9 protein-coding genes are annotated in these 12,816 nt (G+C 76.6%); 5 read left to right on the top strand and 4 right to left on the bottom strand.

All coding sequences use genetic code 11. The features are described 5' to 3' along the window. Positions 1-53: 53 nt before the first annotated feature. Both IH44_RS0105745 and IH44_RS0105740 read left to right on the top strand, forming a co-directional pair. The gene (locus tag IH44_RS0105745) at positions 54-3,641 is read left to right on the top strand and encodes a DUF4132 domain-containing protein (protein WP_030458303.1); all 3,588 of its coding nucleotides are present in this window, start codon (positions 54-56) and stop codon (positions 3,639-3,641) included. 93 nt (positions 3,642-3,734) lie between these two features. Beyond that, a complete protein-coding gene (locus IH44_RS0105740; protein ID WP_030458302.1) occupies positions 3,735-5,420 on the top strand; it encodes a hypothetical protein in 1,686 nt (561 codons plus the stop codon). Between the two features lie 18 nt (positions 5,421-5,438). Here the strand turns inward: IH44_RS0105740 and IH44_RS0105735 are convergent, their stop codons facing one another. After that, entirely contained in the window at positions 5,439-5,723 is a 285-nt protein-coding gene (locus IH44_RS0105735) for a sulfurtransferase TusA family protein (RefSeq protein WP_030458301.1), read from the bottom strand. Continuing rightward, complete coding sequence (locus tag IH44_RS0105730) at positions 5,720-6,958, bottom strand: MFS transporter (protein ID WP_030458300.1); 1,239 nt, start codon at positions 6,956-6,958, stop codon at positions 5,720-5,722. Before IH44_RS0105730 ends, IH44_RS0105735 begins: the two co-directional genes overlap by 4 nt. Positions 6,959-7,070: 112 nt before the next feature. On the opposite strand from IH44_RS0105730, the gene IH44_RS0105725 reads away from it, so the two are divergent. The 3 genes from IH44_RS0105725 (at position 7,071) to IH44_RS0105715 (ending at position 11,221) form a co-directional block, all read left to right on the top strand. Continuing rightward, a complete protein-coding gene (locus tag IH44_RS0105725) occupies positions 7,071-7,415 on the top strand; it encodes a hypothetical protein (RefSeq protein ID WP_232794834.1) in 345 nt (114 codons plus the stop codon). 116 nt (positions 7,416-7,531) lie between these two features. After that, a complete protein-coding gene (locus IH44_RS0105720; protein WP_157852118.1) occupies positions 7,532-9,403 on the top strand; it encodes an FAD-dependent oxidoreductase in 1,872 nt (623 codons plus the stop codon). Positions 9,404-9,565: 162 nt separating this feature from the next. Beyond that, complete coding sequence (locus tag IH44_RS0105715) at positions 9,566-11,221, top strand: hypothetical protein (RefSeq protein WP_030458297.1); 1,656 nt, start codon at positions 9,566-9,568, stop codon at positions 11,219-11,221. Positions 11,222-11,246: 25 nt separating this feature from the next. Here the strand turns inward: IH44_RS0105715 and IH44_RS0105710 are convergent, their stop codons facing one another. Next, complete coding sequence (locus IH44_RS0105710; protein ID WP_030458296.1) at positions 11,247-12,260, bottom strand: LD-carboxypeptidase; 1,014 nt, start codon at positions 12,258-12,260, stop codon at positions 11,247-11,249. 170 nt (positions 12,261-12,430) lie between these two features. Next, on the bottom strand, positions 12,431-12,676 hold the full coding sequence (locus tag IH44_RS0105705; protein WP_232794833.1) for a hypothetical protein: 246 nt from the start codon (positions 12,674-12,676) through the stop codon (positions 12,431-12,433). Between the last annotated feature and the right edge of the window lie 140 nt (positions 12,677-12,816).

The following is a 12,816-nucleotide window of genomic DNA, read 5'->3' as shown; positions in this document are numbered from 1 at the left end:
GCTAGGGTTCCGGGTGTCGATCATCGGATGGTCAGGGCGCGGAGGAGTGGGCTGTGCGGCGCTGGGAGCTCGTCGGGGACGGTTCTGCGAAGTTCTGGGAGGCGGCCGTCGAGGGCGCCGGGGTGCGGGTGCGCTACGGGCGGATCGGCACCGACGGGCGGGAGCAGCTGAAGGAACTGGCCTCCGCCGAGGCCGCGGCGGCGCACTTCGCCAAGCAGGTCGCGGAGAAGGAGCGCAAGGGGTACGCGGAGGTGGCGGCCGTGGAGACCGGGACTGCGCAGGCCGCGGGCGTCGAGGTGCGGGAACTGCCGGACGAGGACGCCTTCGTGATGCCCGCGGCCTGGTGGAAGGCGGTGCTGCCGCGGCGCGCGGGCCGGATCCCGGAGGTGGCGTGGCCCGGGCCGGAGGCGCTGGAGCGGGAGCGGCGGCGGATCGACGGCCGGCGGGAGTGGGTGGAGCGGGTGCTGGACGCCCCGGCCTCCGACCCGGAGCTGGTACGGGCCGCGCGCGCCTACCTGGAGGGTGCGCCGGACGTGCTGGGCGCGGTCGCGGTGGCGAGCATCGTGCCGGCCCCGTGGCAGGCCGACGCCGAGGAGAAGGCGCTGTTCGCCGACGTCTGGACGGCCCGGCACGGGCTGCCCTTCGCGGTGCGCGCGGCGCTGGAGCGGCACACCGTGGAGACCACCTACCTGCAGTCCGGGTCGGACATCTCGAACATCTCGCTGCGGCGGCGGGTCGGCCCCCTGCCCTACTACGGGCAGGACAGCCGCCCGGTCGAGAGCCGGCTGCGCGCGCTGCTCGCCGCCGCCCCGGAGCCGGAGTACCGGGAGGCCCTGGCGGCCGCCGCCGAGCACCGCGGCACGCCGCGGCACCGGGCGCTCGCCTGCTACCTCGCCCCGAACGTGCCCGGCTGGCTGGCGCAGTGCCTGGCGGACATGCCGGGCTACGGCGACGAGCGGGCGGGGCTGCAGGTGCTGCTGCTGCACGCGCTGGACGATCCGGCGCAGGTGGAGCCGATGGCCGCCGACCTCCAACGGATGTGGCGCGCCTGGCCGGTGACGCTGGTGGCGACGCTCGCCGAGAGCGTCGGCACGGCCTTCGTCCCGCTGCTGCGCGAGGCGTTCGAGCAGGCGCACGACGCGACCGAGGCCAGGGAGCTCGCCGCCGTGCTGGCGCAGCTGCCGACCGACGCGGCGTTCCGGCTGCTGCTGGCCCGGCTGGAGGACAAGCAGGTCCGCCCGGCGCTGCAGGAGGCCCTCCGGCGGTACCCGGTGCGGGCGGTGCGGCTGCTGGCCGAGGCGGCGGCGCGGGGCGGCCGGGCCGCGGCGACGGCCCGCCGGCTGCTCGACACCCACGTCCTGCTGCACCGGGAGCTGCTGCCGCAGATCCTGCCGCGGCTCGACGCCGCGGCGGCCGCGCTGGTCGCGGAGCTGGACGGCGCCCGTCCGCAGGCGCCCGAGGCCGCGCCGGAGGCGCTGCCGCCGCTGCTGGCCGCGCCGCCGTGGACGCGGCCGCGCACCCGGCGCAAGGCGCGGGTCGTCGAGGGCCTGCGGCCGGACGAGGGCGTGGAGCTGGCCTGGCGGGCCGGTGAGCGGGAGGGCTGGGCCCGGTTCGAGTTCGCCGGGTGGCAGTACCCGGCGGACACCGACTGGGCCGCCGAGGCGAAGACGGGGTTGGAGAGCCACAACCTCTGGTACCCGGTCCGGCTGCTGGTGCAGGGCCCCGCGGAGGTGCTCGCCCCGGCGGTCGCCGAGTGGCGGCCCGCCGACCTGTGGGGCGGGTCGGAGTACCTGCCGCCGGTGGTCGCCAAGTACGGCCCGGCCGCGCTGCCGATGGCGCTGCACGCCGCCCGGGCCAAGCCCGGTGTGCTCTCCTCGCTGCTGCTGCCGTTCCGCGAGGTGCGAGCGGCCCGGCTGCTGGCGGACGGCCTGGTGCGGCTCAAGTCGGTGCACGCGACGGCCCGTTCGTGGTTCGCCCGGCACGGGGTGGCGGGTGCGCTGCTGCTGGTCCCGGACGCGGTCGGCCCGGCCGGGCGGGAGCGGGCGGCGGCCGAGCAGGCGCTGCGGCTGGTCGCGTCCTCCTGCGGGGACGAGGCGCTGCTGGCCGCGGTGGCCGACCGCTACGGCGCCCCGGCGGCGGAGGTGGTCGGCGAGGTGCTGGCCGCCGATCCGCTGGAGACCGCGCTGCCGGCCCGGATGCCGGTGCTGCCCGTCTGGGCGGATCCCGCCGTCCTGCCCCAACTGCTGCTGCGCGCACCGGTGGAGGGGGCGGGGACGGCGCTGCCCGCGGAGGCGGTGCGGCACGTGCTGACCATGCTGGCGCTGTCCAGGCCCGGCGTGCCGTACCCGGGGCTGGCCGTGGTGGCCGAGAGCTGCCGGGCGGACGGGTCGGCCGCGTTCGGGTGGGCGCTGTTCGAGCAGTGGCTGCAGGCCGGGATGCCCGCGAAGGAGAGCTGGGCGCTGCACGCGCTGGGGGTGCTGGGCGACGACACGACGGTGCGCCGGCTGACCCCGGTGCTGCGCGACTGGCCGGGGCAGGGCGCGCACCAGCGGGCCGTGGAGGGCCTGGACGTGCTGGCCGCGATCGGCACCGACCTGGCGCTGCTGCACCTGCACGGGATCTCGCAGCGGGTGAAGTTCAAGGCGCTCAAGGCCCGCGCGCAGGAGAAGATCGCCGAGGTGGCGGAGGGCCTGGGGCTGACCGCCGAGCAGCTCGCGGACCGGCTGGTTCCCGACCTCGGCCTCGGCCCGGACGGCACCACGGTGATCGACTACGGTCCGCGCCGGTTCACGGTCGGCTTCGACGAGCAGCTGCGCCCGTTCGTGCTGGACGGTGACGGCAAGCGGCGCAAGGACCTGCCCGCGCCGGGGGCCCGGGACGACCAGGAGCTGGCCCCGGCCGAGCGCAAGCGGTTCGCCGCGCTGAAGAAGGACGTGCGGACCGTCGCGGCCGACCAGATCCGCCGGCTGGAGGCCGCGATGGTGGCCCAACGCTCGTGGAGCGCCGAGGAGTTCGGCTCGCTGTTCGTCGAGCACCCGCTGGTGTGGCACCTGGCGCGCCGGCTGGTCTGGACGGCCGACGGCACCGCGTTCCGGGTCGCCGAGGACCGCACCTTCGCCGACGCGGCCGACGAGCCCTTCGTGCTGCCCGCGGACGCGACGGTCCGGCTGGCCCACCCGCTGCTGCTGGGCGAGGCGGCGGTGGCGGTGTGGTCGGAGCTGTTCGCCGACTACGAGGTCCTCCAGCCGTTCCCGCAACTCGGCCGCCCCGTACGCCGGTTCACCCCCGAGGAAGCGGCCGCCAACCGGCTGCACCGCTTCGAGGGCTGCACGGTGCCGGTCGGCCGGCTGCTCGGCCTGACCAAGCGCGGCTGGGAGCGCGGCGCGCCGCAGGACGCCGGGGTCGAGCGCTGGTTCTCCAAGCGGCTGGCCGACGGCTGCCACCTGGTGATCCAGCTCGACGAGGGCATCGCGGTGGGCCTGGTGGACGAGTTCCCCGACCAGACCTTCCAGACGGTCTGGCTGGACTCCACGCCCGGCGACCACTGGAGCAGCCGCGACTACCCGCTGCGCTACGGCGGCCTGGACCCGGTCGCCGCGTCCGAGCTGCTCGCCGAACTCGAGGAGGTCACCGCCGGGTGACACCCGGCGGTGGCAGCCGGTCCCGGCCGCGCCTGCGGGAAGCGAGACGCGGCCGTGGCCGGGATGTGACGCGGCGTCGGAACACTCGTTCCCATGCGGAACGACGGGGGGCGGGCGCTGCGCTGGGCGGGGCACCCGGGGACGTTGCTGGCGGTCGCCGTGCTGGCGTTCAACGACCGGGTGGGCAAGCGGGCCTGGCCCGGGGCGGTGACCGGCAAGGTCAGTGACGCGGCCTGGATGCTGGTCGTCCCGCCGGTGCTGGCGCTGGTGGCGTCGGCGGTGCCGCGGCTGCGCGGGCGGCCGGCGGCGCTGCTCGGGGTGGCGCTGACGGCGGTGAGCTTCGCGGTGGCCAAGTCCTCCGCCGCCGGGGCGGAGCTGGCATCCGCGGGCTGGTCGGCGCTGACCGGCGTCCCGAGCCGGACGGTCGCCGACCCGGGCGACCTGCTGGCCCTGCCGGTGCTGGCGCTGTCCTGGTGGCTGTGGCGGCGCAGCGCCCGCCCCCGTCCGCTGCGGCGGGTGCTGGCGCTGGTCGGGACGCCGCTGGCGGCCGCGGCGATGGTGGCGACCACGCCGGTGCCGCAGACCGCGCCGCGGCTGTGGAGCCAGGACGGCCGGCCGATGGTGTACGACGGCGTCTGGTGGACCACCCGTGACGGCGGCCTGACCTGGCAGGCCGTCCCCTACGGCAAGAAGCACCCCGCCCCGCCCGCCGTCACCCCCGACCCGGCGGCCGGACAGTGCCTGCCCGCGCCGGACCGGCTGTGCTTCCGGCTGCGCGGCTACGGGCTGCCGGTCGAGGCCAGCCGGGACGGCGGCCGGACCTGGCAGCCGGAGTACACCCCGCCGCTGCGGCTGACGCCGGTCGACGGGTACGGGTACTGGTACGGCGGCGGGACGGGGACGGACGCGGACCCGGTCCCGGATCCGGATCCGGATCCGGATCCGGACGCTTCTCCGCACTCGGAGGCCTCGGCGGGGACGGGCGCTTCGGCCGGAACCGGGGCGGCGGCTTCGGCGGGGCGGGGCGGGCTGGTGGTGGCGGCCGTCCCGGGCGGGCACACGGTGATCGTGGACTATCCGCTGCGAGGGCTGCAGGTCCGGGACGTGGACGGCCGGTGGCGCGGGGTGGAGCTGCCGCCGCAGTCCGACTCGGCCCGGGCGGGCGGGTACGAGCTGGTCGGGGTGCCGTTCATGTGCCTGGTGGTGGCCCTGGTCGCGGGCTGGGCGGCGGTCTTCACCGGCCTGGGCGCGTACCGGCTGCGGCTCAACCGCGCGTCCGGGCCGCCGTACCTGCCGTGGTGGCTGGTGTTCCGTCAGGCGGTGCCGTTCGGCTGGCTGGTGGCGGCGCTGGTCTTCGGCGGGGGCCGGGTGCCCTGGCTGGCCTGGCTGGTGCCGGCCGCGGTGGTGGCGCTGGTGGTTCCGTGCTGGCGGCGGCCGCTGCCCGCCCGTCCGATGAGCGGCGGGAGCACGGCGGGGGTGTTCGCGGTGGGGGCGGGGGTGTTCGGCGTGACGTCCGTCGGCCTGCTCGGGTCGCTCGGCTCCCGGTTCTCCTGGCAGGGGTACTGCGGTCAGGCGCTGCTGTGGGCCGTGCTCGGCAGCGGGCTCGCCGCGGTCGTCGGCGCCTCGGCGCGCCCGTCGCTCCCGCCGCGCTACCCGCTGCCCGCCCCGCCGTCCGCACCGTCCCCGCCGTCCCCGTTGACGCTGCGTCCGCCGTCCGTGCTGCCCGCTCCCCCGCCGGGCGGGCCGGGGTCCAAGCCGGTGCGGCGGCTGGGGCGTTGAGGTGGCGGGCGGGCGGGGTCAGCCGGCCGACTGCCGGTGCCAGGGGGCGTCCGGGCGGGTGGGGGCCGGGGTGGCGGTCAGACGCAGGGCGTACGTCCCGGGGGCGGGTTCGCCGAGGTAGTGGTGGCCGGTGAGGTGGCACCAGGCGGGGAGGTCGAGCGGGGCGGCCGGGTCGGTGGCGAGGACGTGCACGAGGGTGCCGGCGGGGGCGTCGGCGACGGCGGCGCGCAGGCGCAGCAGCAGGGTGACGCAGAGCAGTCCGCGGCCGTCGACGGTGCGGTCCGGGAGGTGACGGTCCGTCATCGGCGGGTCCGGGTGGCGGTGGTGGCGAGGGCCGGGAGGACGGCGAGGGCGAGCAGGCCGCCGCCGAGGGCGAGGACGGGGTAGCCGGCCAGGTCGACGACGGCGCCGGAGGCGAGGCCGCCGGTGGTGCCGGAGACGGCGATGGCGACGTCGACGGCGCCCTGGGTCCTGGCGCGGGTGGCGAGCGGGGCGGCGTCGGTGATGATCGCGGTGCCGGAGACCAGGCCGAAGTTCCAGCCGAGTCCGAGCAGGGCCAGGGCGAGGGCGAGCAGGGCGACCGAGTCGGCGGGGGCGAGGGCGGCGACGAGTCCGGCGGCGAGCAGGGTGAGGCCGGCGGCGGCGCCGACGAGCAGCGGCCCGCGCCGGTCGACCAGGCGCCCGGTGAGCGGGGAGGGCAGGTACATCGCGGCCACGTGCAGGGCGATGACCAGGCCGGACGCGGCGGTGCCGTGGCCGTGGTCGTGCATGTGGACGGGCGTCATGGTCATCACGGCGACCATCACCAGCTGGGTGACCACCATGACCTGCGCGCCGAGCAGCACCCGGTTGCGGATCCGGGCGGCGGCGGCCGGGTCGGCGGGGACGTCCGCGGTGGCGGCGGGGCCGTCGGGGGCGGTGGCGCGGGCCAGCAGCAGCGGGTCGGGGCGCAGCCGGGCGGCGAGGACGAGGGCCGCGGCGGCGTAGGCGGCTCCGGCCAGCAGGAACGGTCCGGCGAGGCGGGGCAGGCCGAGCGCGGCGGCGAGGTCGCCGGTGGGGGCGGCCAGGTTGGGGCCGAGGACGCCGCCGAGGGTGGTGGCGACCAGCACGGTGGAGACGGCGCGGGCCCGGTGGCCGGGGGCGGCGAGGTCGGCCCCGGCGTAGCGGGCCTGGAGGTTGGTGGCGGTGCCGGCGCCGTACACGAAGAGCGCGGCGAACAGCAGGACGGGGCTGTCCAGGGCGGCCGCGGCGATGACGCCGGCGCTGCCGACGGCCCCGGTCGCGTACCCGGCGGCGAGGCCGGGGCGGCGGCCGCGGGCGGCGGATATTCGGCTGACCGCGATCGCGGCGACGGCGCTGCCCGCGGTGAACAGGGCGCTGGGCAGCCCGGCCAGTCCGGTGCTGCCGAGCATCTCCTGGGCGAGCAGCGCGCCGACGGTGATGCCGGCGGCGAGGCCCGCGCCACTGAGCACCTGCGAGACGACCAGCACCCGCAGGATGCGCCGCTGCACGGCGGGGTCGACGGCCGTACCGGCCACAAGCCCTCCTCATTCATCCATGGATCGATGGAATAGGGTACCGTCGCCCCGCACGGACGGAACCACCGGGTAGCGTGCCGAGGAGGATCCGGGCCGGGGGGAGGCAGCGTAGGTGAACGGTTTCCACGACGGGCCCGACAGCGGGCTCCGCCTCGACGCGGACCGGGAGATGCTGGAGTTCTTCGGCGAGATCGTCGAGGTGCTGGTGTCCTTCGGCGCCTCCCGGGCCGAGGCGGTGGCCCGGGTCAACCGAGCCTGGGGTCATCGGAAGATCGGTCCCTACCCCGACCTGATGTGCCACGAGGCGCCCGAGCACTGGGCGTACGGCATGTACTACGACGACGGCAGCACCGCCACCGTGGCGTACTGGGACCCGGACACCGACCGGAGCACCTGGACCGTCAATCCGCCCCCGCCGGACGGCGATCCGGCGTGGACGCTGCCCCGGGAGGGGTGAACCGGGCGGGGGTGTGCGCCCCGGTGTGCTTCGAGCGCCCCCGTGCGGGTGACTGGGGGTTCGTTCGTGCGCGGAGACCGCGTGTCGGGCGGGTGGGCGCTGCCAGGGTGTGGCGGGTGATCTCTCGACGTGGATTGTTCCTCGCCTCCGGCGGTGCGATGACCGCCGCCGCCCTGGTCGGCCCCGGCACCGGCCCCTCCCGCGCGGCCGGTGCGGCCGCCCCGCCGCCCGACCCGGCGCGGCAGGAGGCGGCGCTGACCATGGCGCGCCGGATCCTGCTGACCGACGCCGACCACCGCGACCTGACGCTCGACTACCTGAAGCTGCTGACGGGCCGTCAGCGGCTGCGTCCGGTCGCGCCGCGCGACGTGCTGGTGGTGGGTGCGGGCGTGGCGGGCATGGTGTGCGCGCGGCTGCTGCTGGCGGCCGGGCACAAGGTGCGGGTGCTGGAGGCGAACCGGAGCCGGGTCGGCGGCCGGGTGAAGACCTTCCGCGGCGACCTGTGGCAGGACTCCCGGCTGCACGCGGAGGCGGGTGCGATGCGTATCCCGTCCAGCCACGTGCTGACCCTGGCGCTGGCCGACCACCTGAAGGTGCCGCGCCGCCCGTTCCACCTGGTGGACGTCCCGCCGCAGCCCGACCTGGTCTCCGGGGACGCCCGGGTGGTCTACAAGTCGTGGACCGGCGAGGAGTTCGCCACCGGCACCGCGCCCGCGTACACCGCGCCGAAGGGCCTGGGCGGCCGGCTGGTGCACGTGAACGGACAGACCGTCAGCAAGGCGGCGTACGCGGCCGACCCGGGCCCGGTGAACAAGAGCTTCGGCTGGGACAGCACCCGGACCGCCGCCGCCGCCTTCGACCGCGCCCTGGACACCGCCCGCGCGTACACCATGGTGAAGAACGGCGACGGCTCCTGGAGCGACAAGCCGATCGAGCAGCGGGTGACCGGCATGGCGCAGCTGCTGTACGACATGGACGGCTACTCGCTGCTGCGCTACCTGCAGGAGAGCGAGGGCTGGAGCGACGCCCAGGTGCAGGCGGTGGGCACGCTGGAGAACCTGACCAGCCGACTGTCGTACGGCTTCCTGCACTCGGTGTTCGACGCCTCCGACATCAACCCGGCGGTCACCTACTTCGAGTTCAGCGCGGGCACCGACGCGCTGACCGAGGCGCTCGCCAAGGACCTGCCGATCGAGCGCGGCAAGGTCGCCACCCGGGTGCGGTTCGGCGACGACGGGGTGACGGTGGTCGCCGAGCCGGAGAGCGGCCCCGAGGACGAGGCGTGCGAGGGCGCGATCGGCGGCGACCGGTGCGAGTACCGGGCGGACGCGGTGGTGCTGGCGGTGCCGTACGCGGCGCTGCGGCACGTCGACTTCGACCCGATCCTGCCCTACGGCAAGCGCCGGGCGATCGCCGAGCTCAAGCACGACACCGCGCACAAGGTGCTGGTCGAGTTCACCGAGCGCTGGTGGGAGTGGGACGAGGACACCTGGAAGGCGAAGCTCGGCGCCGACTACCGGCCCGCCCCGCACGGGGACGCGGTGGCGGCGGTCGGCGGCGGCTGCGTCTCGGACGAGGCCAGCCGGTTCGTCTACTTCCCCTCCCACCCGAGCGACGACGGCGCGCCCGGCGGCATCGTGCTGGCCGCCTACAACTGGGCCGAGGACGCGCTGCGCTTCGACGCGCTGACCCCCGCCGACCGGCACACCGAGGCGCTCGACCACCTGGCGGGCCTGTTCGGCGAGCGGATCCGCCGCTACGCCACCGACCGGCACGTCTCGCAGTCCTGGCTGCGCAACCGCTGGGCGCTCGGCGAGGCCGTGATCGAGACCCCGGGGCAGTTGCTCAGCCTCGGCCCGCACGTCCCCGCCCCGGTCGACGGCCGGCTGTTCTTCGCGGGCGACCACTGCCAGCCGCGCTACCACGCCTGGATCTCCGGCGCGATCGCCTCCGGCGTGGAGGCGGCCGTCCAGCTCACGGCCGGCTGACGGGACCGGCAAGGGCCGGCGGGGCTGACGGGACCGCCCGGGCCGAACGGGTCGGCGGACGGGCCGTCAGCCCGGGCCGCCGGGCCGGGCGGGGCGGGTCTGACGGGCGGTCAGTTCCCGCTCCGGCGGGCGGAGCTGCGGGAACGCCGATAGCATCGGCACATGCCTGACGCCGGCCGGAACCAGAGGCCCTCGGTGCTGCTGGCGTTCCGCTCGGCGGTGGCACTGAACCGGCTGCTGGACGTGCTGCCGGTGTTCGGGGGCGATCCGCGGATCGACCGCTGGTTCACCCAGGTGCCCGGCTCCCGGTTCGGGCTGGACGCGCTGGCCGCGCTGGACCGTTCCGGCGCCCGGGTGATGGACTTCGAACAGGCCCGGCACGAGCGCTTCGACCTGATCCTGTCCACCAGCCCCAAGGGCGCGCTGACCAGCCTGTCCGGCCGGGTCCGGGCGCTGCTGCCGCACGGCGCGGGGTTCAACAAGGCGTTCGGCACCGAGGGTTCGCCCAGCCTGCCGTCCGGCCTGGACCCCGCGTTCCTGCTCTCCGAGGGCGAGCCGTGGGCCGACCTGCACGGCCTCGGCCACCACGAGCAGCTGGCCCGGCTCACCGAGTACTGCCCGCCCGCCGCCGCCCGCGCCGTCGTGGTCGGCGACCCCACCCTGGACCGGATGCGGGAGTCCACCGGCCGCCGGGAGACCTACCGGGAGCGGCTCGGCGTCGGCGACCGGACCCTGCTGGCGGTGCTCACCACCCACGGCGGGGAGAGCCTGCTGGCCCGCCGCCACGACCTGCCGCTGGAACTCACCCTCCACCTGCCCGTCGACGACTACCGGGTGGCCCTGGTCGTGCACCCCAACGAGGTCAGCGAACGCGGCCCGCACAACCTCGCCGAGCAGCTCCGCCCCGCCCTGCAGGCCGGGCTGCTGCTGCCCTCCTCCGCCCAGGAGTGGGCGTCCGTCCTGGTCGCCGCCGACGCCGTGCTCACCGACCACGGCTCCACCGCGCTGTACGCGGCCGCGCTCGGCCGCACCGTCGTCCTGGACGGCTACGACGGCGGGACGGAGCTGATCCCCGGCACGCCGATGGCCCGGCTGCTCGCCGTCGCCCCGCGCTTCACCGGGGCCGCCGCGCTGCCGGACCTGCTGCGCGACCACCCCGGCCCCGGCCCGGACCCGGCGGAGTTCGCCGCCGCGGCCTTCGCCCACCCCGGCCGGGCGCTGCCGCTGCTGCGCGCCGAGCTGTACCGGCTGCTCGGCCTCGCCCCGCCGCGGACCCCGCTGACGCCCGAACTGCTGCCCGACCCGGCGCCGGCCCGCCACCCGGTCCCGGCGCTGGCGGTGCGCGCCGAGGTCGACGGGCGGCGGGTGCGGGTGGAGCGCTTCCCGGTCGCCACCGAACTGCCGGTCCACCACCGCTCCGCCCGGCACGGCGCCGCCGGCCTCGCCGAGCAGCGCAGCGCGGAGGTGCTCTGGCGGCACCCCGGCACCGGCCGCTGGACGGCGGCCGGCTGGGCCGCGCACGTCCTGGACGAACTCCCGGGCTGCCGGGTCGCAGCCGCCCTGCTCTCCCCCGAACGCTGCCTGCTGGTGCACCGCCGCCACGGCCCGTTCGCCCTGCGGGTGCCCCCGCACCGCGCGGCCGGCCGGGTCCGCCGGATCGACCCGGCGGCGGCGGTCTCCGCCGTGTACGCCTGGCTGGTCGCCCGGCCGGACTCCGCCGGGGACCTCCCGCTGGAACTCGACTGCACCGTCGGCCCGGTGACGGTCCGGCTGGAACTGGGACCGGCCGGTCCGGACGAGCGGGACGCCGAGTTCTGAGCCGGGCGGGGGGCTTCGGTGCGGCTCAGCCGGACGGCTCCGGCTGCGGGGGTGCGACCGCCGGTTCGAGCAGCGTCAGCGTGCGGCGCTCCGCGTCGAGGCCGGCCCGGACGCCGACCGGCAGCGGCAGGTTCGGCCCGGCGTGGCCGAAGTCGACGTTGCCCAGCACCGGGACGTCCCGGTCGCCGAGGACGTCGAGGACGATCTCCCGCAGGGTCGGGGACGCGCCCGGTTCGAGGCCGGCGATCTCGCGCGGGACGCCCACCACCATGCCGCCGATCCGGTCCAGCACGCCGGCGTGCCGCAGCACCTGCAGGTAGCTCCACACGTGCGAGGCCAGGCCGCCCGTCTCCTCCCAGAACAGCACCGCCCCGTCGAACCGCTCGGGCGGCAGCGCGAACCGGGTGGCCTGCGCCAGCACGATCCGGTTGACCACGCCGCCGATCAGCGGGCCCTCGGCCCGGCCGGGGCGCCAGCACTCCCAGGACGGGCCCGCGGGTAGCGGGCCGGGCGCCCCGGTCCCGGTCAGCAACCGGGCGTAGAGCGCCTCGAGTTCGGCCTGCCGGGCGGCCGGCGCGGCGGGCCAGGAGCCGCCGAAGCCGGGCACGGCCATGTCGGCGTGGAAGCCGACCAGGCCGGTGCGCGCGTGCAGCACCAGGTGCAGCAGCGAGACGTCGCTGTAGCCGAGGACCGGCTTGGGGTCGGCCCGGACCGCGTCGAAGTCGATCAGGTCGAGGTAGCCGAGCGCCGTCTGCCCGCCGTCGCTCGCCACGATCGCCCGCACCTCCGGGTCCCGCAGCAGCCCGTTGAACTCGGCGGCGATCCGCTCCGGCGTGGCCGCGCTCCACCAGTGGCTGCGCCCCGCCTCCACCAGCGGGGCCCGCCGCATCCGGAACCCCATCCGCCCGAACAGCGCCACCGTCCGCTCGACGTGCACCTCGTGGACCTCCGCCAGCGGACCGGACAGCGCGGCGACCACCACCAGGTCCCCGGCCCGCAGGGCCCGCGGCCGCAACAGCGGCGTCGTGGTCGCCGTCACCTGCCGCCGGCCTTCCCGTTCTCGACCGTCATCTTCCTACGATCCGCTTTCCTGGAAGGCCGGTTGGCGGCACCGGGCGGTGCCCCGGGCCACCCTACCGACCGGGCGGGACGGCGGACGCCCGCTTTTCCGGCAGTGGGTCGGCCGGTCGGTAGGGTGCCCCGAGGCGGTCAGCGGATGCTCATGACGTACCACTGCCTGAGCGTTGCGCCGTGCAGGTACAGGTGCGGCCCCCGGCAGACGGGGCGGGCGTACTTCTTGAGCGGTGTGCCGTTGGGCAAGGTGAGGTGCGCTTCCTCGACCGGCAGGACCTCGGTCTCCGTCATCCGGCAGCGGTGCAGGCGGTCGCCCTGGCGGTCACCCCCGAGCAGGACGACCTGGTCCCCGTGCACCGCGATGCCCCGCGGCGCGGTCACCGGTGTTCTCCGGACCCTGATCCGGCCGTCGGAGCGGGCCTCTAGGGAGCGTATTCGGTCGTGATCAAGGGGCGGGCTTGGTGAGGTCTTTGAGCCAGATCATCGCGCCGCGAAGGCGGAGGCCAGCGAGGTAGCTCTCG

Origin of the sequence: Kitasatospora sp. NRRL B-11411 (assembly GCF_000721345.1) — a bacterium.
Classification (GTDB): Bacteria; Actinomycetota; Actinomycetes; order Streptomycetales; family Streptomycetaceae; genus Kitasatospora; species Kitasatospora cineracea.
Note: the sequence above shows the minus strand (reverse complement) of the source record. Positions and strands in the feature narration are given on the sequence as shown.

Coding starts and splice junctions, on each gene's coding strand:
- IH44_RS0105735 (WP_030458301.1), bottom strand. CDS start 5,723: ATGACGGACCGTCACCTCCCGGACCGCACCGTCGACGGCCGCGGACTG.
- IH44_RS0105715 (WP_030458297.1), top strand. CDS start 9,566: ATGCCTGACGCCGGCCGGAACCAGAGGCCCTCGGTGCTGCTGGCGTTC.
- IH44_RS0105740 (WP_030458302.1), top strand. CDS start 3,735: ATGCGGAACGACGGGGGGCGGGCGCTGCGCTGGGCGGGGCACCCGGGG.